This is a genomic window from Rufibacter roseus (genome assembly GCF_001647285.1).
GTDB classification, from domain to species: Bacteria; Bacteroidota; Bacteroidia; order Cytophagales; family Hymenobacteraceae; genus Nibribacter; species Nibribacter roseus.
In genome coordinates this window covers 247,793-272,385 of sequence record NZ_LRML01000001.1, presented here as the reverse complement: position 1 = coordinate 272,385, position 24,593 = coordinate 247,793, and the positions used below count along the sequence as shown (strand labels likewise).

Annotated in this window: 18 protein-coding genes and 1 other RNA gene; 14 read left to right on the top strand and 5 right to left on the bottom strand. The window is 46.2% G+C overall.

What is annotated here, in order from left to right:
* Positions 1–10: 10 nt before the first annotated feature.
* Positions 11–277, bottom strand: a complete 267-nt coding sequence (locus A8O23_RS21365) for a hypothetical protein (protein WP_153042027.1) — start codon at positions 275–277, stop codon at positions 11–13.
* Between the two features lie 242 nt (positions 278–519).
* Here A8O23_RS21365 and A8O23_RS00850 point away from each other — a divergent pair, with 242 nt between their 5' ends.
* Complete coding sequence (locus tag A8O23_RS00850) at positions 520–1,716, top strand: MFS transporter (RefSeq protein WP_239693294.1); 1,197 nt, start codon at positions 520–522, stop codon at positions 1,714–1,716.
* An 81-nt stretch (positions 1,717–1,797) separates the two neighbouring features.
* Entirely contained in the window at positions 1,798–2,301 is a 504-nt protein-coding gene (locus A8O23_RS00845) for a YkgJ family cysteine cluster protein (RefSeq protein ID WP_153042026.1), read from the top strand.
* A 177-nt stretch (positions 2,302–2,478) separates the two neighbouring features.
* On the opposite strand, the gene A8O23_RS00840 is transcribed toward A8O23_RS00845, so the two are convergent.
* Positions 2,479–4,704 (bottom strand): NADP-dependent isocitrate dehydrogenase, encoded by a 2,226-nt coding sequence (locus A8O23_RS00840; protein WP_066615856.1) that lies wholly within the window; start codon positions 4,702–4,704, stop codon positions 2,479–2,481.
* 360 nt (positions 4,705–5,064) lie between these two features.
* Between A8O23_RS00840 and A8O23_RS00835 the strand changes: the two genes are divergently transcribed.
* The 8 genes from A8O23_RS00835 to A8O23_RS00800 all read left to right on the top strand — a co-directional run bounded on the left by A8O23_RS00835 (position 5,065) and on the right by A8O23_RS00800 (position 17,324).
* Entirely contained in the window at positions 5,065–7,641 is a 2,577-nt protein-coding gene (locus tag A8O23_RS00835) for a PAS domain-containing protein (RefSeq protein WP_082882824.1), read from the top strand.
* Between the two features lie 109 nt (positions 7,642–7,750).
* Positions 7,751–8,479 carry a hypothetical protein gene (locus A8O23_RS00830; protein WP_066615382.1) on the top strand — a complete coding sequence of 243 codons (729 nt, stop codon included), beginning with the start codon at positions 7,751–7,753 and terminating at the stop codon, positions 8,477–8,479.
* A gap of 340 nt (positions 8,480–8,819) precedes the next feature.
* Positions 8,820–9,500 (top strand): deoxyribonuclease V, encoded by a 681-nt coding sequence (gene nfi, locus A8O23_RS00825; RefSeq protein ID WP_082882823.1) that lies wholly within the window; start codon positions 8,820–8,822, stop codon positions 9,498–9,500.
* A 164-nt stretch (positions 9,501–9,664) separates the two neighbouring features.
* Positions 9,665–10,213 carry a hypothetical protein gene (locus A8O23_RS00820; protein WP_066615380.1) on the top strand — a complete coding sequence of 183 codons (549 nt, stop codon included), beginning with the start codon at positions 9,665–9,667 and terminating at the stop codon, positions 10,211–10,213.
* 381 nt (positions 10,214–10,594) lie between these two features.
* Complete coding sequence (gene clpB / locus A8O23_RS00815) at positions 10,595–13,213, top strand: ATP-dependent chaperone ClpB (protein WP_066615378.1); 2,619 nt, start codon at positions 10,595–10,597, stop codon at positions 13,211–13,213.
* 435 nt (positions 13,214–13,648) lie between these two features.
* A complete protein-coding gene (locus tag A8O23_RS00810) occupies positions 13,649–14,251 on the top strand; it encodes a HupE/UreJ family protein (RefSeq protein WP_066615376.1) in 603 nt (200 codons plus the stop codon).
* Between the two features lie 58 nt (positions 14,252–14,309).
* The gene (locus A8O23_RS00805; protein WP_066615374.1) at positions 14,310–14,936 is read left to right on the top strand and encodes a J domain-containing protein; all 627 of its coding nucleotides are present in this window, start codon (positions 14,310–14,312) and stop codon (positions 14,934–14,936) included.
* Positions 14,937–15,020: 84 nt separating this feature from the next.
* Positions 15,021–17,324, top strand: a complete 2,304-nt coding sequence (locus A8O23_RS00800; RefSeq protein WP_066615373.1) for a M1 family metallopeptidase — start codon at positions 15,021–15,023, stop codon at positions 17,322–17,324.
* A 495-nt stretch (positions 17,325–17,819) separates the two neighbouring features.
* Here the strand turns inward: A8O23_RS00800 and A8O23_RS00790 are convergent, their stop codons facing one another.
* Positions 17,820–18,512, bottom strand: a complete 693-nt coding sequence (locus A8O23_RS00790) for a carboxypeptidase-like regulatory domain-containing protein (protein WP_082882822.1) — start codon at positions 18,510–18,512, stop codon at positions 17,820–17,822.
* Between the two features lie 82 nt (positions 18,513–18,594).
* On the opposite strand from A8O23_RS00790, the gene A8O23_RS00785 reads away from it, so the two are divergent.
* The 4 genes from A8O23_RS00785 to ssrA all read left to right on the top strand — a co-directional run bounded on the left by A8O23_RS00785 (position 18,595) and on the right by ssrA (position 22,166).
* A complete protein-coding gene (locus A8O23_RS00785) occupies positions 18,595–18,987 on the top strand; it encodes an ArsR/SmtB family transcription factor (RefSeq protein WP_066615845.1) in 393 nt (130 codons plus the stop codon).
* An 819-nt stretch (positions 18,988–19,806) separates the two neighbouring features.
* The gene (locus tag A8O23_RS00780; protein ID WP_066615370.1) at positions 19,807–20,898 is read left to right on the top strand and encodes an acyltransferase family protein; all 1,092 of its coding nucleotides are present in this window, start codon (positions 19,807–19,809) and stop codon (positions 20,896–20,898) included.
* Between the two features lie 60 nt (positions 20,899–20,958).
* Positions 20,959–21,663 carry a YjjG family noncanonical pyrimidine nucleotidase gene (locus A8O23_RS00775; protein ID WP_066615369.1) on the top strand — a complete coding sequence of 235 codons (705 nt, stop codon included), beginning with the start codon at positions 20,959–20,961 and terminating at the stop codon, positions 21,661–21,663.
* A 129-nt stretch (positions 21,664–21,792) separates the two neighbouring features.
* Positions 21,793–22,166, top strand: a transfer-messenger RNA (tmRNA) gene (gene ssrA, locus A8O23_RS00770).
* 75 nt (positions 22,167–22,241) lie between these two features.
* Here the strand turns inward: ssrA and A8O23_RS00765 are convergent.
* Both A8O23_RS00765 and A8O23_RS00760 read right to left on the bottom strand, forming a co-directional pair.
* Entirely contained in the window at positions 22,242–23,267 is a 1,026-nt protein-coding gene (locus A8O23_RS00765) for a glycoside hydrolase family 43 protein (RefSeq protein WP_082882821.1), read from the bottom strand.
* 95 nt (positions 23,268–23,362) lie between these two features.
* On the bottom strand, positions 23,363–24,529 hold the full coding sequence (locus A8O23_RS00760; protein ID WP_066615841.1) for a glycoside hydrolase family 172 protein: 1,167 nt from the start codon (positions 24,527–24,529) through the stop codon (positions 23,363–23,365).
* Between the last annotated feature and the right edge of the window lie 64 nt (positions 24,530–24,593).

Genomic DNA, 24,593 nt, shown 5'->3' with positions numbered 1-24,593 from the left:
TTCAACCTGCCTAAATAGTTCTCACACCATTATTAAGGGTATTTACTAGGCCCAGCCGATGACTTTTTGTTTCACCACAACGGCCATAGACAGCAATTTTCATAAAACTACACATCAAACTAACTTCTGTTACAGGAGCTGTTTGCCTTTTGGTGGCTAAATACCATTTACTATTTTTTGAGATGGGCAGCTGATTGGCTGCCCATTTCTGTTTTACAGCTGCTTTTTGGAAAACTAACCAAAACGTTAAACCCGCTTTCTCTCCTATATTGTTCAAACAACTTTCTTTCACCTACTTTTCTCGCCTCACCAATTCATTACAATTTATTTATGCTGTACGGGTCACTGCAGCTGGTGGTATAGTGAACCATACCAGTTGATTAACTCTTATTAAAACCATATTATCTACCTTTGCACCAGCACAAACATATCATTCTATCTATTTCTTCTCCTATTCCTCTCTAAAGGATAGACACAAACGGACCTACTTACGCAACAGGTCCTTATTTCAACGCTTACATGAAAAGTACAAATAATACCTCTTTTATAAAATTAAGCTTGATCTCCCTTTTACTGGGTGGTTTCAGTATTGGCATGACAGAGTTCCTGATGATGGGAATTCTGGCTGATATGTCTCATGCATTGGGCATATCCATTCCCGAGGCGGGGCATTTGATCTCTATCTATGCCTTGGGGGTGGTTATTGGGGCCCCGCTTATGGTTGGCCTGACGGCTAACCTTCCTCCCAAGAAGGTGTTAATCGGATTAATGCTAATGGTAGCGGTTTTCAACGGGCTGTTTGGCTTGGTGAGCAGTTACCCGCTACTCATGGCCACCCGTTTTCTGGCGGGGCTACCGCACGGAGCTTTTTTTGGCATTGGTGCCGTGGTAGCCAGCAAATTGGCCCAATCAGGCAGAGAGGCCAGGGCCGTCTCTGTTATGTTTGCCGGCTTAACGCTAGCCAATATATTGGGGGTGCCTTTAGGGACATTCATTGGCCACCATTATACCTGGCGCTATTCATTTGCGCTCATTGCTTTAGTAGCTGTGGCAGCCGCTCTGGCCGTGAAATTTTGGATGCCCCACGTGAAATCAGAATCAGAAACTAGTTTCCTGAAAAGTCTGAATATTTTCAAGCACAAGGAATTGTGGTTTATCATTGGTATTTCTGCCATTGGCACGGGCGGCATGTTTGCCTGGATCAGCTACATTTCCCCTTTAATGACGGAGGTGGCTGGCTTTAGCCCCAACAGCATGACCATTATTATGGTGGTGGCCGGTTTGGGAATGGTAGTGGGCAATATTATAGGAGGCCGTTTGGCAGACCGTTTTTCACCCTTACTTACCACTACCACTTTGCTTTTGTGCATGGTGGCCGCACTTTTGCTTACGGTGGTGCTGGCACAGTACAAACCCACCGCGCTAATAATGACCTTTTTAACAGGCGCCATTGGGTTTGGCGTGATAGCACCCATGCAAATGCTGATTGTACAGCAGGCCAAAGGGGCAGAAATGCTGGCTTCCTCGCTTTTACAGGCCACCTCTAACATGGGCAACGCGTTAGGGGCCTTTTTAGGCGGCTTGCCCATTGCCGCTGGTTTCGGGTATGCATCACCTGAGTACGTTGGTGCGGCCCTGGCATTTACTGGGGTTCTGTTTTGTTTGCTTCTGCTCATGGCACACAAAAAGAAGGCATCTCAGCTGGCAGTGAATTAGTAGCCAGAAAGCTTTCGTAAAAACAGAGAAGGAGCAGCCATTGGTTGCTCCTTCTCTGTTTTTGGTCTACTTTTAGAAAACATGAGTGAATCTACAAATATCTGTTTGTCTTGTGGGTCCTGTTGTGACGGCACCTTGATTGGTTTTGTACAGCTCGGTCGGGAAGAGTTGCCTGCAATGAGAGAATTAATGGATGTTGAAAATACAAATGGTGAAGGTTTTTTCCTTCAACCCTGTAACAACTACTGTGATGGTTGCACCATTTATTCTAAGAGGCCGAAACAATGCGCCAATTTTGAGTGCGGACTCTTAAAATCCGTCGAGCAAAAGGAGTTGGACTTTGATTCGGCTATTGAAATAGTCAACGTGTTGAAACAACAAAAGAGCGCCATTGAAAACAAGTTAGCGCTACTACGGGTTGAACTACGTTCCCAATCGTTTTACTTTAAAATGATGGAATTGAAAAAGCTGTTACAGAAGAATAAGTCTGAATTAGTACCATCGCAAAACCATTTAGATTTAATGTCAGACCTCAAACAACTTGATAGTCTGCTGACAAAAAGATTTGGTGTCTCAATATTTTGAGAATTATGACCATTCACGAATTAAAAAGGATTTCACATCATCACTTTTGTTCTTGATAGTTGAAAAAGCACGCTAATAAATGCCAACAAATTACTGTCCTTATATTTAATATCCAAAACAAAAAGGCCGCTCGAGATAATTCTCAAGCGGCCTTTTTGTTTCAATTCTCAGTTCCTCTTAGAACTGATCAATGTAAGAATTCAAAGTAGCACTTGGCCGCATGGCTTCAGCCACTTTCCCGAAGTCTGGGTGGAAGTAACCGCCCATATCTACGGGTTTGCCTTGGGCGGCAATTTGCTCCTGTACAATCTTTTCTTCGTTCTCGGTTAAGGCTTTAGCCAGGTCAGAGAAACGGTCTTTCAGTTCCTGGTTTTTCGTTTGCTCAGCTAAGGCCTGAGCCCAGTACAGCGCCAGGTAGAAGTGGCTTCCACGGTTGTCTATGCCACCTACTTTACGGGCCGGAGACTTGTCTTTATCCAGAAACTCGGCGTTGGCTTTGTTCAAGGCTTCTGCTAAAGCTTCAGCTTTCTCGTTTTTAGTTTTGTAGGCCAAATCTTCCAGAGAAACCGCCAAAGCTAAGAACTCGCCCAAAGAATCCCAACGTAGGTAGTTCTCTTCGGAAAACTGCTGCACGTGTTTAGGCGCAGATCCGCCGGCACCGGTTTCAAACAGTCCGCCACCGTTTAGCAACGGAACAATAGAAAGCATTTTGGCGCTGGTACCCAGTTCCAGAATCGGGAACAAGTCAGTTAAGTAGTCACGCAGTACGTTACCAGTTACCGAGATAGTGTCTTTACCGGCTTTGGCACGCTCGCAAGAGTACCGCATGGCTTCTACCGGAGACATGATTTTTACTTCCAGGCCGTTGGTGTCGTGGTCTTGCAGGTACTTTTCTACTTTCTTGATTAGGTTGGCATCATGCGCGCGCTGCGGGTCTAACCAGAAAATTGCCGGAGCACCGGTAATGCGGGCGCGGGTTACGGCCAGCTTCACCCAGTCCTGAATAGGCAGGTCTTTGGTCTGGCACATTCTGAAGATATCGCCTTCCTCTACTTTCTGCTCCATTAAGGCGTTGCCGTTAGCGTCAACCACGCGCACAGTACCCGCCTCTGTCATCTGGAAAGTTTTGTCATGCGAACCATATTCTTCGGCTTTTTGGGCCATCAGACCTATGTTTGGCACGGTACCCATGGTTTTAGGATCAAACGCACCGTTCTCTTTGCAGAAGTTAATCACTTCTTTATAAATACCGGCATAAGAGCGATCCGGAATCATAAACTTGGTATCGTGCGGCTTGCCATCAGCGCCCCACATCTTACCGGAGGTTCTGATAGCGGCTGGCATAGACGCGTCAATGATCACGTCGTTCGGGAAGTGCAGGTTGGTAATGCCTTTGTCTGAATCAACCATGGCCAGAGCCGGACCATCTTGCAACGCAGCTTTCAAATCAGCCTCAATGGCTTCGCGCTTGTCAGCAGACAGCTTCTGGATTTTGTTGTACACGTCGCCCAGACCGTTGTTCGGGTCAACACCGGCTTCTTTCAGCGCCTCGGCATGCTTCTCAAACACGTCTTTGAAGAATACGGTTACGGCATGACCGAACATGATAGGGTCAGACACCTTCATCATGGTGGCTTTCAGGTGCAACGACAACAGAATTCCAGACGCTTTGGCCTCGGCAATCTCTTTCTCAAAGAACGCACGCAGGGCTTTCTTGCTCATTACCGAAGAATCAATCACCTCCCCTGCTTTCAGCGCAATGTTTTCTTTCAAAGTTTTGGTAGAACCATCGGCTCCTACAAACTCAATTTTTACACTGGTGGCTTCGTCAACCACTACAGACTGCTCAGAACCGTAAAAATCGCCGCCATCCATGTGCGCCACGTGTGATTTAGAGTCTGAAGACCAGGCACCCATAGAGTGCGGGTTCTTCTTGGCGTACTGCTTCACGGCATCAGCCACGCGACGGTCAGAGTTACCTTCGCGCAACACCGGGTTCACGGCGCTACCCAATACTTTACCGTAACGGGCTTTGATTTCCTGCTCAGCTTCATTCTGCGGCGAAGCCGGATAATCAGGGATGTCATACCCCTGTCCCTGCAACTCTTTAATAGCCGCGGTCAGCTGCGGAATAGAAGCCGAGATGTTAGGTAATTTTATGATATTGGCTTCTGGGGTTTTGGCTAACTCGCCTAGCTCCGCCAGGTCATCGGCTTGCTTTTGCGCTTCGGTGAGGTTCTCTGGGAAGGTCGCCAAAATACGGCCTGCCAACGAGATGTCTCTGGTTTCTACCTCAATGCCAGCCGCCTTGGTGAAAGCCTTTACAATGGGCAGGAACGATTGGGTAGCCAAGGCCGGGGCCTCGTCAGTGATGGTATAAATGATTTTGTTCGCTTTTGTCATTTGGTTCATTTGGTTTAAGGTGAGCGCCAGAACAGCTCCTTTACAAACGGTTCAGGCCAAAGGTGGTCTGTAACCACAGGCTTATACGGCAAATATAAGGCTCTTTTTCATACAGGCTAGCCCCTAAAGCCTCTTATCTGTTCATGAAATCATTGCTGCTACTCACAATAGAAAACACAGAAGCTGTTTTTGGCCTGTTTTCACAAAAACAGCTTTAAAAGACAGTTGTTTATATACACCTTATTCCTTACAATATACTGATCACTATATATTATGACGTTATTCAGGCAACAGCCAAAGCAGGCATCTTAATTAGAAGTTTCACGTATACAGGAGCCCTCTTTCGCTACTCTTTCATTTATGGTTACTAATCCTGACGCTGCCCTTGATCATTCTACTTTGAATGACACGTTGCCGTACCACAAGATATTTGAATCACAATCTGGCTTGGTTCTGGTTTTGTCATCAAAACTAACTATTCTGGCAGCCACAGATGCCTACTTACGTGAAACACTAACGGTACGCAAAGAAATCATTGGCAGGCACGTTTTCGATGTATTTCCAGATAACCCAGAGTTGCAGGAAAAGTCTCCCTCTTGGAAGTTGAAAGCTTCTTTTGATCAGGTGCTTTCCACTGGCCAGCCCCATCAGATAGATATCTTTCAATATGACATCCCCGACCCTGCCCACCCGGGCCAGTTTTTGGAGCGCTACTGGGAAACCATTAATACACCAGTGCACGACGCCCAGGGGAATTTAAGCCATATCATACATGAAACTAAAAATGTAACCGAAAGCGAGAAAGCCAAACAACAATTAAACAAAAGCATTGAACGGGAAAAAGCAGCCTTAACCGAAGCTGAATTGCAGCGCTACCGGTTAGAGCGGCTATTTGAACAGGCACCAGCTGCCATGGCCATGCTGGAAGGCCCTGAGCTTGTATTCAAAGTTCTGAACAGTTCATACCAGCAGCTGTTCCCCGGTCGTAAACTAAAGGGGCTCCCATTATTTGAGGCGCTCCCTGAACTAAGGGAGCAGGTGGTGTATGATATCATGCAAAATGTGTACACTACCGGAGAAACGTTTGAAGGAAAAGAGATTCTGATTCCGGTGGCACGTTACCAAGACCAACCCGTTGAAGACATCTACTGGAACTTTATCTACCAGGCTCTTTATGATGCCAATGGCCAGGTAAACGGTATCTTGATCTTTGCCTTGGATGTAACGGAGTTTGTAAACAACCGCCAGCAGGTTGAGAAAAGTGCTGAAACTCTGCAAGCACTCAACCGCAGTCTGGAGGAAAGGGTAGCAGTACGCACCAAAGAATTGGAATCGGCTAAGGCTTCCGCTGAAATGCAATGGAACCGGCTGAAGGACATGTTCATGCAGGCGCCCACCGCTATTTGCATACTAGACGGCCCAGAACTTACCTACCAACTCATTAACCCGGTGTACCAAAAGATCTTCCCGGGCAGAGAGTTGCTCAATAAGCCGCTAATGGTGGCCTTACCTGAACTTGAGGGCACTCCCATTCCCGATCTTTTGCAAAACGTGTACCGCACTGGAGAAACCTACGTAGCCAGCGAACTGCCGGTAATGCTGGCTCGCCACCAGGGAGGCTCACTGGAAGAAATATATTGGAACTTCACCTATCAAGCCCGGTATAACAGCCAGGGAGAGATAGATGGTGTAATGGTGTTTGCCTATGAAGTGACCGACCAGGTGCAAGCACGTAAAGCCGTAGAAGACAGCGCCAGGCAGCTGCGGCTTATCACTGATTCTTTGCCGGTACTTATTTCTTATTTAGACAAAGAAGAAAGGTACCAGTTTACGAACAAAGCCTATGAAACATGGTTCCCGATGAAAACTACAGACTTGATTGGCAAAAGAGCTAAAGATGTGTTGGGCGAAAAAGCTTATGATACTGTAAAAGGGTACATGACAAGGACACTGGCAGGAGAAAAAGTAGATTATGAAGCTACTATGCCCTACCGCGATGGCTTTACCCGGCACACCAAAACCAGCTTTGTACCAGATGTGCAGAACGGCAAAGTAGAAGGATTCTATGCCATGGTCATGGATGTAACCGACCAGGTAGAATCACGCAAAAAAGCGGAAAGAAGCGCCCAAGAAGCTAAAGCCATGGCTTTAGAGGCAGCAAAGGCAAACGAGGAACTAAGAAGAGTAAACAAAGACCTGGGCATTGCAAACAAACGCCTTACCCATACTAACATAGACCTGGATAATTTTATCTATGCCGCTTCGCATGATTTGAAAGCCCCCATTACTAATATTGAGATGCTCTTAGACGAACTGTTGAGGGAACTTCCGCAGGAAACCCTTCAGCAAAAAGAGGTTGACAGCCTTGCCAAAATGATGCAGGGCTCTATTGAGCGCTTCAAGAAGACTATTTCCAGCCTTACTGAAATAACAAAGCTACAGAAAGAAAACAGCCAGCAGAAAATACTAGTAGATTTGGCTCAAATGGTAGAAGAGGTAAAGCTGGACCTGCACAAAACCATTGTAAAGTCTGGTGCCCAAATAGAAGTAGACGTAGAAACAGCTTTGTCCATTTCTTTCTCTGAGAAAAACCTGCGGAGCATTGTGTACAATCTGCTTTCCAATGCCATTAAATATCGCCACCCTGACCGGATACCCAGGATAGCGATCCGTTGCCACACCGAAGAAGAAAACCTGGTGCTCACGGTACAAGATAACGGTTTAGGATTAAGCACAGCACAGCAGGAAAAGTTGTTCTCTATGTTCAGGCGTTTCCATGACCATGTAGAAGGCACTGGCGTTGGGCTTTACATGGTAAAGAGGATAGTGGACAATGCGGGAGGGAAAATCAAAGTAGAAAGCACACTGGGTGAAGGCAGCACCTTCAGTGTTTCCTTTAAAAAAGAAGCCTCGCCAGTTCCAGTACCTACTCTATAATTTCTACAGTTTCTCTACCCTTATTTCTTTATTAAACATTGTGCGTGTAGAAGGGGTAAAGAAACTGTAGACACTTTCCTTTTTCGGAAAGCTGATGTAATATAGCAATATGAAGAAATCTCTTTCCCTCTTAAGCCTTAGCATGCTGCTAATGTTGGGTTGCCAGCCCCAGACCAACACCCAGGGCAACACAACCGCCTCAGATACCGTCTCCACCGTTAGCCAGCCCGCTACCAGCACCACCCCTTCCAGGCAGGAGCAGCAACGGCAGGCCGAAGTAATGGCCAAAGACACGCTCAATGCTGTGCAGGAGGAAGTGGTAAAGAAAACCAGCAACGCCAGCTTCGAGACTTTCTTCCAGAATTTCATGAACATTATTCAGCGCCAGGATGCTGCGGGCTTTAACCAATTGATAGACGCCCAGCGCGGGCTCTACACCATTGAAACCACGGGCACTATGCCTAACTTTTACCACATCAAAGACATTTCTAAGCACAGGCTTTCTAATTTCAACAAACCGTTTTTCAGCATTAGAGAGGAAATAAAAAGCTGCAACCTGAAAGAGGTTAAAACATTACCCAAAGTAAACTGCCAAGGAGACAGTGATATGTATACCCAAAAGGGCTGTTTTGTGGCAGATGGCTCAGAATTTCAAGAGGCCCGTATTCACCAATTCGCTAGCCTGCCTGAAGCCGAGAACGAACGCATAGACAAAACCTTACCTTTAATTTCTAAGTCGGTACTGCATACCGGCAGCGGCTATAAATTCTATTTTGGTCAGGTAAATGGCCAGTGGAAAGTACTTTTCATTAACCTCATGGCTCCGTGTAGTGCTTGATCAGGACACAGGACATAAGATGTAAGATATAAGACCTAAAGGTTTTTATTTGAATGGACTTTATAAACAAAAGCCGCTTCTTTACAGGAGCGGCTTTTGTTTGCAACTTTCCCTTGTACGGACAAGGCTCGACCTGCCCCTGCGCTAGCCCAAAAAGGAATTCTCAAAGTCCTTCTACCACCATTTTAGTAATAGTGGAAAAGAATATAATATTCGATCACCGCCGTAAAGCATCTCAACTCAAGCATCCTCCGTACAAACACAAACTGTTTTAAGCCTGTTTTTAAGAAAACAGGCTTAAAACACCCAAACTCGCGACTCAAGACTCAAGACTCCAAAAATGGCCTGGCCCCAGCACCTTCCTCCACCAGACCCGCAGATTGTGAGGGTACTCACCCATCAGCAGGAGAGCATGCGCCAACAGGTCAAGATTCAAGAACCCGACTTTGAATTAAAGCTATTGGCCGGCTGTGATTCTTCCTTTATTGGCGAGAATATTCTTTCTGTATTTGTGGTGCTGAAATACCCTGAACTTGAGTTAGTAGAGAGTGTGTGGCATTACGGGCCAGTGGAACTTCCTTATATCCCAGGGTTTCTGGCGTTTCGGGAAGCGCCCAATTTAGTACAGGCCTACGGAAAGCTACAACATACACCCGACCTGATCATGGTGGATGGGCACGGAATTTCGCACCCGCGCCGCCTGGGCATTGCCTCTCATTTAGGCGTGTTGCTAAATAAACCCACCATGGGCGTGGCCAAAAAGGTACTCACAGGAAAGTTTGAAGAACCAGCAATCACTAAGGGCAGCCTCACGCCTCTCACCCACAAAAATGAACTCATTGGCAACGTCGTTCGCACGAAAGACAAGGTAAAACCAGTGTTTGTGTCACCCGGCCACCTGATTGATTTAGAGACAGCCACTAATATAGCATTGCAAACTGCTCTCAAACACAAGCTCCCTGAGCCTACCCGCTTAGCCGACCACTACGCCGAAGTGTACAAAGCAGAAGTTCAGAAATAATGGCGCAAGCTCCTCAATAAGCCTCTGTTGCACAATAAGTTTCCCATCATACTACTTGATCGTGCTTATACAAGCCTTAACCTAACACCGCCACCATGCGTTCAGGTAAAAGCAGCCTTAAGGGCTTTGCTTTTACTTGCACATTGTATTCTTTATTCTCACTCATGGAATCTATAAAAACTTTTACCGGCGCTACAGAAGACGAAGTTTGGCAAAAGATTGCCTTTGACATGGCCAGTCAGAAAGAGCTACTTAGCTATTCGGCCTTAATAAAACTACCAGATGCCCAGATTTACTTCGATACTGATCTTGATTTAGGCGGCGGCTTTGAAGGAGGCATTTCCACTACCACCTTTATGGCCCCAGTTCCTGAGAACGTGACACTTCGTTTTGCTTTGCATGAGCAAGGGTTTATAGATGAACTCGGCAAGTTCTTCGGTATGGAAGACGTGGAGCTGGGTGTTAAAGACATTGACGATGCCTTCATCATCAAAACAAACCAGCCTGAAGAGATGAAGCGCCTCCTCTCCGACCCTGCTATTCACCCTACCCTGCTCAAGCATAAGAATTGCGAGTTGAAACTACACGAAGACGCCGACGAAGAAGGCCCAGAAACCGTTCTTACCTTCTCCAAAGACGAAGCCATTCTTGATATTGCCGAACTGCGGGAGATCTTTTCAATGCTACATAGTTTGATGCAGAAGCTGAGATAGGCGGCAGAGACACTTGCCGGACGAGGAATAAATTCTTCATAAAAGAGCAACAAGAACAGAAAAACTATTCACTATGGCGTAGAAATTACTTCCACGCCATAGAGATGAACTGATTGATGGTCACTTCAAAATCACACCAGAAGGCCGCAGGTAGGCACTTTACTCCTCCCTTAACTTTACCATCTATACTTAGTACTAAATGCGTGGTTCCTACATTACCTCCGTCACACTTGCAATAGCAGCCACATTGTCACATCATGTTAAATAACATCAATCCTGTTTCTGACATAATTTCCGAAAAATAGGGTAAAAACGCATCGGTACCTCATTTGCTCTATGCCCGTAGAAAAATAGGGAACTTCAAAAGAACGATATAGAGCCATGAACTTTAATAATTATACCATCAAATCGCAGGAAGCCGTACAGAAGGCAACCGAGATTGCCGGCGGCAACCAGCAGCAGGCCATCGAGACGGGGCACTTGCTGAAGGGAATTCTGCAGACGGACGAGAACGTGACCAGTTTCTACCTGAAGAAACTGGGGGTGAACGTGAATCAATTTAACACCCGCTTGGACGAGATTGTGAAAGCTTATCCAGTGGTAACGGGTGGGAGCCCCTACTTGGGCAATGACGCAGCGGCGGCATTACAAAAAGCCAACTCTTACCTGAAAGAGTTCGGCGATGAGTACGTGGCCATTGAACATTTGCTTCTGGGCTTACTGGCAGGCCGTGATAAAGTGGCGACGCTCATGAAGGATTCCGGTATCACCGAGAAAGGTCTGAAAGCGGCTATTAAAGAATTGCGCGGCGACTCTAAAGTAACCGACCAGAACGCTGAGGCGAAATACAATTCGCTTAAGCGCTATGCCATTGACTTAAACGAGCAGGCTCGCTTAGGTAAGATTGACCCAGTGATTGGCCGTGACGAGGAAATCCGCCGTGTGCTGCAGATTCTGAGCCGGCGTACCAAAAATAACCCTATTCTGTTAGGTGAGCCGGGTGTGGGTAAAACCGCCATTGTGGAAGGTTTGGCCCAACGCATTGTGTCTGGTGACGTGCCCGAAAACCTGAAGTCCAAGACCATCATGAGTCTGGACATGGGTCTGTTGGTAGCAGGTGCCAAATACAAAGGCGAATTTGAGGAACGCTTGAAAGCGGTTATTAAAGAAGTGGTAGACTCTGAAGGAGATATTGTGCTCTTCATTGACGAGATCCACACCTTGATTGGTGCCGGTGCCGGTGGCGATAGCGCTATGGACGCTGCGAACTTGCTCAAACCAGCCTTAGCCCGTGGTGAGTTGCATGCCATTGGTGCTACTACGCTCAAAGAATATCAGAAGTACTTTGAGAAAGACAAGGCCATGGAGCGCCGGTTCCAGGCGGTAACGGTTGACGAACCGAGCATTCCGGATGCTATTTCCATCTTGCGCGGTATCAAAGAGAAGTACGAGTTGCACCACGGGGTACGCATTAAAGATGATGCGATCATTGCTTCTGTGGAACTGTCCAGCCGCTACATCTCTGACCGTTTCTTGCCCGACAAAGCCATCGACTTAATTGACGAGGCAGCTTCCAAACTGCGCATTGAGATTGATTCTCTGCCGGTTGAGTTGGACGAGGTACAGCGCAAAATCATGCAGCTGGAGATTGAGCGCGAAGCCATCCGCCGGGAGAATGACAAAGAGAAAGAGAACCTGCTTTCCAAAGAGATCGCTGATTTGAGCGAAATCCGTGACGCCTTGCGTGCTAAGTGGCAGAGCGAGAAACTGGTCATTGAAGGCATCCAGAAGCAGAAAGAAGCCATTGAGCAATATCGTTTGGAAGCCGAGCAAGCTGAGCGGGCTGGTGATTACGGTAGAGTAGCTGAGCTGCGCTACGGTAAAATCCAGGAAGCCGAAGCCAAGCTGAAAGAATTACAGCAGCAAGTGCAGGAGCAGCAAGACGGCGACCACATGTTGCAGGAGGAAGTTACCTCTGAGGACATTGCCGAAGTAGTAGCTAAATGGACTGGGGTACCTGTAAACAAAATGCTGCAAAGCGACCGCGAAAAGCTGTTGCATCTGGAAGCCGAGCTAGGCCGCCGCGTAGCCGGTCAGGAGGAAGCCATTGCCGCTATTTCTGATGCCGTGCGCCGCAGCCGGGCCGGGTTGCAAGACCCTAAACGCCCAATCGGTTCGTTTATCTTCCTGGGTACTACTGGGGTGGGTAAAACCGAGCTTGCCAAGGCCCTGGCCGACTTCCTGTTCAACGACGAGAACGCCATGGTACGGATTGATATGAGTGAGTACCAAGAACGCCATGCCGTGAGCCGTCTGGTGGGAGCTCCTCCAGGATACGTGGGCTACGACGAAGGTGGTCAGCTGACCGAAGCCGTCCGAAGGAAGCCGTACTCTGTGGTACTGCTGGACGAGATTGAGAAAGCACACCCAGATGTATTCAACATCTTGCTGCAAGTGCTGGATGATGGCCGTTTGACCGATAACAAAGGTCGGGTAGCAAACTTCAAGAACACCATCATCATCATGACGTCTAACATTGGGGCGCATATCATTCAGGAAAACTTCCAGCACCTAGATGAGCTGAACCCGGAGCCAACCATTGACCGGACCCGTGACGAGGTATTTGAGGTGCTGAAGAAAACCCTGCGGCCTGAGTTCCTGAACCGGATTGATGAGCTGATTATGTTCCGTCCGTTGAGTTCCAGAGAGATCCGGAAGATTGTGGATATTCAGTTCCGTCACATCCAGGAGCGTCTGGAAGACACCGGCATCCGTCTGGAAGCCACCGACGAAGTACTGGACTTCCTGGGCAACGAAGGCTACGATCCACAGTTCGGTGCCCGTCCGTTGAAGCGTGTGCTGCAACGCCGCGTCCTGAACGAACTGTCCAAGGCTATCTTGTCTGGTGACATCCGCAAAGACGCGGTAGTGGAAGCAGTACTGGAGGACGGCAACATCAAGTTTATCAACGTGGACATTGATCTGCCTATTGACAGATAAGTTTTTGAGTGATTAAAAGTTGTGAAGCCGCCGGAGAATTCTTCGGCGGTTTTTTTTGTGGGCTTACCTATAGAAATGCGTATCCTACCATTCCTGTTTTCGGCCTCATTTTCTGAAAACAGCTCCAAAATGCATCAGCGGAGTCCCTTCTCCCCTAAGGAGAAGGTTAGGATGAGGGGGGAATACGGTTCAAGCAATAAAAGCGGCTATTCTGGGAGTTGAGGCTGGTGTCTATGATATTCAAAGGCTTTTGCTCTGTAGCCGCCGTTTGCCCCTCACCCTAGCCCTCTCCCCAAGGAGAGGAAATGAAGTCAAGGCGTTTTGAGCCTGCTTTTCTGAAAACAGGATGAAAACAGAAACCTGTCTTCCTTTACTTGCAGGAGCAACAGCATTTCCTAAATTTGTCAACTATTCCATCTATACAACTACAACCCTGTGTCCTCTGTTTTCTTTAATTACCTGCAGATAGGCTTTCACCACATTTTCAATCTGGAAGCCTACGATCACATGCTGTTTGTCTTGGCTATGTGCGCCGTTTACTCAGCCAGTGAGTGGCGCCGTGTCATTGCCCTGGTCACCAGCTTCACCATTGGGCACTCTATCACGCTGGCATTAGCTGTGTTTGAGGTGGTAAAGTTTAAGACATCGCTGATTGAATTTCTTATTCCGGTCACTATCTTACTTACCTGCTTGTTTAACTTCACCCAGGCTAATAAAGGAAAGCAAAAGGGCATGGGCTTCTGGTCTATGAATAACTTTTTTGCCCTGGCCTTTGGTTTGATCCATGGCATGGGCTTCTCTAACTATTTAAAGTCTTTGCTGGGCCCAGGAAAAAACATTGTGCTAGAGCTTTTTGCTTTCAACGTGGGTATTGAGCTAGGGCAACTCCTTATTGTGTTGATTGTACTATTAGTGAACCTGCTATTCACTGGCATTCTCCCTATCAAAAAACGTGACTGGGTTATAAGCGTGAGCAGTGCGGCCGGTGCCATTGCCCTGCTGATGATTTTTGAGCAGGGTTTTTCGGCTGTTTTTTAGAAAACGTGCCTAAAACAAGAACGTACATCAACTGTTACGTTTCTTTTACCTTACTCCCATGTTGGCAGAATCTTACCAAGTACTCCAAGTGCCTTTTGGTGCCGACATGGCTCAGATACGGCAGGCGTACCGTAAACTGGTTCTCCAGTATCACCCAGACCGGAACCAGCAGCCTGGCGCTCATGACATGTTCCTTCGTGTTCAGGCGGCCTATGAATACCTGCAGAAATACCAGACCCTAGGCACCGCTCCTCCGGTTGCATACACCGCCGCCACCCCCACTAAAACACAGGAAGAGCTGGACTGGGAGAAATATCAATATGTGTATCACCCTCCTACTAACCCAAAAGATTATGAAGCTTGGGCAAGGGTGGCCATCAAACGCGCCCGGTTGCAAGCAGAGAAAGACCATGCTGCCTATATCAAGCGTACGCTGGCTTTTCAACAGAAGTGGTGGTACAACCTTGCCCGTGCTGCCAGTTACCTGACACTCCTTTTCGGGGTAAGTGTAGGCATCGGGTTTCTGCTTCTTCCAATCTATTTCTGGTGGGCCGGATATTATCGGCTAATTCTACTTGGGCTCGTTCTTTCCCCTATTGGCCTACGCATTTTGAGTATGATGCGCGACATGCGCAAAGACATTAGAGAAACGTTCGGCGAAGACCTTGAAAGAGTACAAAAGTAAAGCAGCCTTACTGCTTGCTTTGTACTTTCGGCATTATTAGCGAAATTGCATTTTCACCCAAACTACAACTTTTACCTTTCTATAATGAAGAAATCCTTTTTTGCCCTGGGGCTGCTGCTATCATTGGCAGGGTCATCTATGGCGCAGGAAAACACCGATAAATCTAAATTCCGGCAATTGGGGCAGGAACTTCCTACACCCAATGTGTACCGCACAGCCTCGGGAGCCCCTGGTCATGAGTACTGGCAACAACGCGCCGATTACAACATCAAAGTGGAGCTGAATGATAATAATCAGTCTGTTACTGGTTCAGAAACAATTACTTACACCAACCTCTCGCCAGACGTACTTACCTACCTTTGGGTGCAGCTTGACCAGAACATCTACGACAAAAAGTCGATGACGAATCTGACTCAGACCAACCGCATTCCGCAGAACCCTACCTTTGAGGCTGCCGAGGCGTTGGCTGAGCAAACCTTTGACGGTGGCTACAAGATTAAAGCCGTGAAAGACGCCAATGGTAAACCACTCCATCACGTGATCAACTACACTATGATGCGCATTGACCTGCCCCAGCCTCTAAAGCCAAAGCAGAGCGTGAAGTTCAGCATTGACTGGTTCAACAACATCAACGACCAACGCAAAACCGGCGGCCGCGGCGGTTATGAGTACTTCCCTGAAGACGGTAACTATGAATACCAGATGGCGCAGTGGTTCCCTCGCATGGCGGTGTATGATGATGTAAACGGCTGGCAACACAAGCAGTTCTTAGGCACCGGCGAGTTCGCACTTCCTTTCGGGGATTACAACGTGAGCATTACCGTTCCGTCTGACCATATAGTGGCTTCAACTGGTGAACTTCAGAACGCAAATCAGGTCATGACCAGCACCCAGCGCAACCGCATGGCCCAAGCCATGAAGTCAAACAAACCGGTGCTAATTGTAACCCAAGCCGAGGCTGAGCAAGCCGAGAAAAACAAAGCAAAAGGCAAGAAAACCTGGGTATATTCCGCTAAAAATGTGCGTGACTTCGCTTGGGCCAGCTCCCGTAAATTTATCTGGGATGCCATGAACGTGAATGTGGCTGGCAAAAACACGTTGGCTATGAGCTACTACCCTAAAGAAGGAAACCCGCTTTGGGGACAGTATTCTACTGAAGTAGTGGCACACACTCTAAAAGTGTACTCAAGGTTCACCATTGACTACCCATACCCAGTAGCCATTTCCGTACACGGTGCAGTAGGTGGCATGGAATACCCTATGATCTCGTTCAACGGTGGCCGCCCTGAGGCTGATGGCACTTACACCGAGCGCACCAAATACGGCATGATCTCGGTTATCATCCACGAAGTGGGGCACAACTTCTTCCCGATGATCATTAACTCAGATGAGCGCCAGTGGACCTGGATGGATGAAGGCTTGAATACCTTTGTGCAGTACCTGGCTGAGCAGGAATGGCAGCGTGATTATCCGTCGCGCCGTGGTGAGCCCCGCAACATGGTAGAGTACATGAAAATGGACAAAAGCATGCAGCAGCCTATCATGACCAATTCAGAGTCTATCACGCAACTTGGTAACAATGCCTACGGAAAGCCTGCTACTGCCTTGAACATCCTTCGCGAGACGGTGCTGGGTCGTGAGTTGTTTGACTATGCTTTTAAAGAATATGCCCGCCGCTGGGCGTTTAAACACCCTATGCCCGCAGATTTCTTCCGCACTATGGAAGATGCCTCAGGCACTGATTTAGATTGGTTCTGGCGCGGCTGGTTCTACACCACCGATCACGTAGACCAAGCCATTAGCAGCGTACGCTGGTACTCCATTGACAGCCAAAACCCTGACGTAGAAAACGCCCGCCGCCGTTCTGAAATCAATGCCGAGCCTAAGAGCTTGTCTCAGCAGCGCAACCTGCAGAGTATTGAGAAAACGCTGGTAGACGTAAAGCCGGAGCTCAATGACTTCTACAACACCTATGATCCGTTGGCGGTGACAGAACAGAGCCGTGCTAAGTATCAGAAGTACCTGCAAAGTTTAACCCCTGAAGAGCGCGCTTTTCTGGAAAAAGGACTGAACTTTTATGAGGTAGGCATCCGGAACCATGGTGGATTAGTCATGCCGGTAGTCATGCAAATGACTTTTGAAGACGGCAGCACTGAGATTGTTCGCATTCCGGCCGAGATCTGGCGTTACAATGAGCAGGAAGTTACCAAGGTGTTTGTGACAGAGAAGCCAGTGGTGAGTTTTATGCTTGACCCTTTCCAGGAAACTGCCGACATCCAAATGGATAATAATGCCTACCCGCAACGCGCGCAGCCCAGCCGTTTTGAGCTGTTCAAACAGCGGCAAAGGGGAATAACTCCTAACCCAATGCAGCCGCAACGTCAATAAAACTCCCATAATGTTTTAGGTCTGCTTTTAGGAAAACAAGCCGAAAACAGAATCTAAAGATAAAGCCCTCAAGGTTTGGCAACCTTGAGGGCTTTATTATGCATGACTTGGCTGAAGCGTCTGCGCAAAAGACCTAGCAGCGTCTCCAGACCTGCTAGTGTCTGCGCCAGCGGCAGTTGATGAATGCAACTTACCTAAAGGAATAAAAGCTAACAGTGTTTTCTTTTCATGCATGGTTTTGCTACAGCGCTTTATGAACACAGGCAAAGCCTCTAGTTGTAGATTATCAACCACAACCAAAGCAAGAGCTACTGCCACAGACACTAGCAGGTCTTGGAGACGCTGCTAGGTCTTTTGAGCTAGCGCCAAGGCTATTCAGAGCGGATTCAATTTTACTCCGTTTTCTGAAAAACACCCTTAAAACGCTGCAACAAGAGAAAGGCCGGTCTATAAACAGACCGGCCTTTCTCTTGTTGCAGCGGCTATACAGTAGCATCACTCTTTCTTCTTTAAATCTCCACGCTTGATTGACTGAATTACCTGATACCAGGCAAATGGATTGAGCAGTGGGTTATTAGCCTGCGGGTTATACCCACCCCGGCGCATCATTTGGTTATTCTGCAGGTTCATGTACTGCCTGTGGTTTGCATTGGCATCCATAGGCGTATTTTCAAACATCTGCTTTATAATCTGCTCGCTCATAGCCCTTTGTCGGTCTATGCCATCATCTGGCATTTTCATGGCCAGCACGGCTTGGGTAAAATCACGGAACGTAGCGTATGGGAATACTCTTATCTCGGGCAGCATGGTTGGGTCTTCTAACATTTCTATGATTACAGAGTAACTGTCCCGCTCAAAGTTCTGCGGAATAACCAGCGACTGCTTGGCGAAACCAATGGAGCTGAATACCACGCTGTCACCGGCCAACACAGGCAAAGAGAAAAATCCGTATTCATTAGTACTGGTGCCTCGTCCAGCTTTGGGAATATACACACTGGCTCCCGCCAAGCCTAGCAAGCTATCACCGGCCGTCACCACCCCCGTTAATTGTATCACCTTACGCCCCCCCTGCCCGTAAGCCGTGGAAAAGCCAAGCCCTATCAACAGGACAACAACTAAGCTCAGCCGCAGAAAAGCATTCTTGAAACCATCTGCCAAATGCGAAGAATTAAAATATAGCGTTCTCATAAGTAAGTTCGTTTACAAGTATAGGCTTTTTATGGTACTTTGTGCCGCAGTAAGCCATAAATTAATTACGAAGGTATACCGCATGAGGCTTAAAAATTTCAACGTCAGTTTTGGGGAGCAAGTATTCAAAGCCCTGGGCGACGGCTCCAGAATCAGAATACTGCATTTACTGCTGCGCAACAAGGAGCTTTGCATTGCAGACCTGGAGCTGGTGCTTGACTTTACCCAAACCAAAACCTCCCGCCACCTCATCTATTTGAAAAACGCCGGACTTGTCTCATTTCGTAAACACGATCAGTGGGCATTTTATTATATCAAAGATGAAATGATGGACTTCTTACAGCAAATGATAGGCTACTTGGAAAAAGACCCCCAGCTCTACCGTGACCAAGAAGTGTACCAAACTCTTTATTCTAACCGTGAGCTCGCCATTAACCGCCTGCAACACCGCCATTTTACCGGAATAAATCAATAAAGTCGCTTCTCTTTTTTTTCCAAACTCAAGGAAAAACAGGCTTTATTATCAGCGTTTTCCACTCTTCATAAATGTTAAATAATTTCAAGTAGAAAACATCTTAAAAAACATATTGCTTTGTTTCATTACAAGTTTAAATCTGCACTTTTCAATATACTTTTAATTAGGTTCTATTTACTCCATTATCAAACTTATTAGATTAATTACCTGTCTATTATCAACTTATACTCAAATATCTACCGCCTAAGTAAAAGGTTTTGAGCAAGGTTATTTCCAGTGAGCAGATGGCTCTGTGCACCAGACGGAGATAAGATACAACAGAAGAAAGAGTCTTGAACTGCACATAAAAGAGCAGAGCGTAAACCTAAATTTACAATACTTGCCAAGCTGTTTGGTTTTAGAGTAGCAATTGAAACCTTTACTGTGCTCCAGAACATGCCGGCAGTTGATCAGCGGAAAGAGAAGATTAAATTTCCAATATTGTCCAGATTTTTGCCTAAGGGAATTTACATCTCTACTAACATTTCACCACCTTTGATGACACCTGTATAACTCTAACAAATACGTATGGCTACAGCAAGGGCGTTATTACCACTTGTATCTGCGCTTTAAGAAAACTTTTAAACTAATTTTAGTACCTGAAAACACCTATAATAACTTTAAAGCAGCAGTGCTCTCTATTTTGGTGACAATGCTAACCTAAAAGAGCAAATTGCATCGAGTAAGCCAACCAATAAGCACAAAACCGAAATTGTTGAGCTCTCGGCAGAAACTGCACAGCACAAAGACATAAAATAGCTGCCTGAAAACAAGGTATACATGATTGGTTTATCGACAACTAATAGAATACAGTATTTCCCGGCTCTGACAGGGTTTAGAGCCTTGGCAGCTTATATGGTATTTCTGCACCATGCCATGCCAGAAACACCATATATCGGAGGTTTTTTCAGGTTGTTTTTTGTGTTAAGTGGCTTTCTGATAGCGCATAAATACATCAACAATTATATAGGTGAAGGTAAGACAGATTGGTTACCTTTCTTTCTGCAGCGTCTATTTAGACTATACCCCTTGTACTTGCTGTGCACAATAGTAGCCCTTGTTTTCAGGCAAGACTTTAGATTAGAGTCTTGGGGTATTAACTTTTTAATTGCGCAGGGTCTGTTTCCTCAATATACGTTTAGCGGCATTGGCGTAGGTTGGTCTTTGACTTCTATTGTAGTATTCTATGCTGTAGCCCCTTTTGCTCTAGCTAATTGGACAAGGCTAGGACTCCTTAGGATATGGGCAATTACCTTTTTATTTGGCTTTGCCATTCTAGCCGTAGGACAACTCCCTTGGCCTATCCAGCTGGTTCCTACCCTCGACTTTCTTTTATACATAACTTTCTTTGGCAGATGCTTTGAGTTTTATGTAGGCATCTGGATTGCCCAGCAACTGCAGCCATGGCATAGAGCATCTCCGCACCTACTTACTAAAAGAATTATTTTTTGCACTTATATAGGTATCGCTGGCTTTTTGGCTTGTATGTTTCTGCTACCGTTTCTATGGGCTTTGGAGGAGAGGTTCTCTTGGATATTTTTCTTTGCCTATGGAGTAAACCATTTCTTAATCCCGATTTTTATAGGTGGATTAATTTTGGGGCTAGCTAAAGAAAAGACTCTGCTCTCTAAAATATTAAGCACTAAAATAAGCCAAGAGCTAGGGAAGAGTTCATACTTCTTTTACCTTGTTCATTATACATTTGGTTTTGATCTTCTGTATTTCCATGTTTGGCAAAACAAGCTTGGAGTGCTGCTACTTTTGGCTCTTTTTTCAGTAGCAGGTTATCGCTTTCTGGAATTACCTTTGCATAAATGGGTGATAAGACTTACCGCCAGAGTCGTCAAACAATCGCCAAACCCACAGTTGTAGTATAGACACAAGAACTCGCCTGTGCTAATTGCCGTTCTACTGTTGCAGTACGCGTACTTTATGAATAAAACTAAAACTTACCGCCACCTCTTTTTCGACTTGGATCATACCTTGTGGGACTTTGAGAAGAATTCAGAGGAAACTCTCTATCACTTGTATGACCATTTCAAGTTGCAGGAATTAGGCGGCTTTACCCGTGAGTCTTTCTACAAAAAATATAGCTTCGTGAACCAACGCCTATGGGATCTTTACCACCAAGGCAAAATCACTCAACACGAACTCCGTGAAAACCGCTTTGTCAAGTGCCTTACCGGGTTAGGTGTAGCCGAGGCTGATGTACCAGAGGGTTTAGGAAAGGCCTTTACAGATATTTGCCCCACTAAATCGGCAGTATTCCCCTTTACCTATGAGGTGCTGGATTACCTGAAAGAAAAGTACGTGCTGCACATTATCACCAATGGGTTCAAAGACGTGCAGTACATTAAAATGAAGTCTTCAGGCCTTGACGCGTATTTCTCTGAGGTCATTACCTCTGAATGTATTAATTGCACCAAGCCAGACAAGCGTATTTTCCAGCACGCCTTAGAGCGCGCTGGTGTTACTGCCCAAGAGAGCCTCATGATTGGCGACAGCCTTGAGGCTGACATTTTAGGAGCCATGAATGCAGGCATTGATGCAGTATTTTTCAATCCAGAGCGTAAGAAGCCTCGTATGCGCCCTACTTACGTAGTTAACTGCCTAAGTGAGTTAAAATCATTTCTATAATCCTGTTTTAGGGCTGTTTTGGCTAAAACAGCCCTAAAACAGGAAACTTTCTTTCACTGGTTTTTGTCTATAATTTGGTTACTTTTGTAGGCCTCGGCCGTAAAAGGCCGCAGGAGTTCTTTCACAATTGGGGATGACCGGAATTGACAGCTTGTGCAAGCTGGGTGTAAGCATGTCGGGAGTTGGCAGTATTTCCCGTTAATCAGAACTGACCGAACAATTATCTGGCGAGTCTAACTACGCCATGGCTGCCTAGTCTAGGTACTAAGCAATTGCCATTGTCCTGCAGCCCCTCGGAACGGTAGGAGCTGGTTACAGGGCATCGTAATGCCGTTCTAGTGTAGGCCAAGGTGCGGGGCCTGCATGAAACTAAAGCATCTAAGGTGTCTTCTTAGGCGAGTTTTGGGCCTGAAGCCACCCAACAATCTAATCAAAACTAAACATGTAGAAAGCGCCTGAGTTTCCTTGTCTGGACCAGGGTTCGAATCCCTGCATCTCCACAAACAGAAGCCCCCTGTTGCCAAAAAGCGACAGGGGCTTTTTTATTTTAAAAGGAATAACAAGAACCAAGTTTGCTTTTACTTCTTCTTTAGGTAATAAAAGCTTTTCAGGTCTAATTTCAGCTTAGTTGACTTTTTTTCACTTTCAGGTTTGGCAAAGCTAGCTTTTACTATAGCTGTCATTCTGGGACCCACTGCTGTAGTAGATTGGTGGGTGTGGAAGACATAGAAGAGTTGACTGTTTTTCCCTTTAAAAAGATCTCCATGCCCAGTTCCGTTCGGGCCAAGATTATTCTTGCTCAGAATTGGATTTTCCTTCACTTTCACCCAAGGTCCTAACGGGCTTTTGCTAACAGCGTAGCCTACTGCATAATCAGGGTTTCTGAAATCGTTTGCGGAGTATGTCAAGTAGTAGAAGTTTTTGTGCTTTAAAACTGTGGGGCCTTCGGCTACAGGCCAATTCGCATTGGCTGTATTCTCCCATTGTTCGTTTGCTACTATACACTCCTGCAGGGTCTCGTCCTTTATGCCAGAAAAATCATCATTTAACTCTGCCACAAATATTCTGTTCCCTTTGTCAAGACGCACATGGTACAAGTATTTTTTGCCATTTTCATCAATAAAAACATGAGAATCAATTTGCCTGACGGGTGCCTCCAAAGGTTTCTTCACGCCCTGTACAAACGGCCCTAATGGGCTTTCACTCTCTGCTAAAGCAATCTGTTCATTTGCCGTGTAGGACATGTAGAACCTGTTGTTGTAGAAAAAAACTTGTGGCGCCCAAAAGCCCTTATCGCCAAATACATCTTCTTTCACCAAGGCAAAACCATCTTTTACTCCTAATGGTCCTTCCCATTCTTTTAAGTCCTTTGAAGAATACACCTCAAACCCCTCATTCACGTTGCCTTCTACCGTTCCATATAAGTAATATACCCCTTCATGGAAAAAGATAGTCGGGTCAGCCAATGTGATTCTGTTTCCCTCACTCTTAGATTGAACTTGAGCAAATCCCTCCAACAAATAAATTGGTGAAAAGTGCAGAACTACTAAGGCTACTACAGTAAACAGGTGTTTGAATCTATTGCGGCAGCCTATACTCTTCATCTAATTATTGCGCATATCATTTTAGCACCCGAGCTGTTTCTGGCTCATAGGGCTTACTATTAAAACTATGTATTATTCAGCTATTGAGGCGGCTACTAATTACCCCATAGCTTACTGTCTCCACCTTTGTTTTTCCTCCACTCATGCCGCCATTTGTGCATCTCTACAGGTCCAATAAAAGGCATGAACTTTCGCTCATCTTTGCCTGGAATGGCAGGGATTCTAGCGGCTTCACTCTGGTACCAGTACGCTACGCTAGCTAAATCAAGCGTAAGGGCGTTGTCATGACCATGCTCAATGGTAAACTTCATAGACTTATTGAAATACAGAGGATCTGCTATGTGAAACCGATACACATGCGTACGCCCTAACCAGCCAATATCATTATTTACCCGGGCATAGCCGTAATAAGGATGGGCATAAACATCTTTAGGGCACCAAGCAGTGTTAAAGTAGTCTTCAGTACCCGTACCATTCAAGGTAGGTTCAGCCGCCCCGTCAATAAATATCATGTCATCTCCTTCACCATACCACATTGGCGTTGGTGAGTGCACGTAATAGTTTACCCCCACAAAGTGACCCTTCCCCTTTATATCAGCAATGAGATAGTTATTTTTACCTGATTTGTTCTCGCCTTGGGGGCCTAAGGTTCCCCATTCATTTTCGCCGTTTGGCAGTGCCTCTGTCAGTTCTCTGTTGTACCATGCGTGGAACCTACCGGTGCCCTTTGGCAAACTGGGCATTTCTACATAGTCTACATAATAATAAAAGGCATCAATTTTTCTACCAGTCTGATTTTCAATTTCTATTCTGGCTCCTTTAGCAAATGGCATAGCAAAATAGCTTACCAAGCCACTTCCATCTACTGGTCCTGCGGCTAAAGGCAATGAAGCATAGTTATATGATTCATTCCAGCCTTGCCCGAAGAAAGGGCCAATAGGAGACTCTACTGACGGATATTGGTTGCCATCCCAATACATTCTGATGATAATGTCATTCCTATTCAGATGATCTGGCCCTGGAGCAATGGTGATCCAAATATGGTTGATGATTCCAGCTCCCTTCACGTCAAAAACTGTTCTTTTTTCTCCGTCAGGAATGTTTTCAAAGCGGTCGTTATTGCCCCCGCTTCTATCATAACTACTGACCCTTTTTGATTTTACATTATCTCTCATTTGGGTAAGGCCCATGAGTTCCTGAGCCTGCAACTGAGAAATAGAAAGCACTATAAGTAGAATGGCTGTAAAAAGCTTCTGTAACATACTCTGAATGTTTTTTAATTTAAATATGGTTGTAAGAGTCTCTTTTTTGAAGAAAACCAAAGTA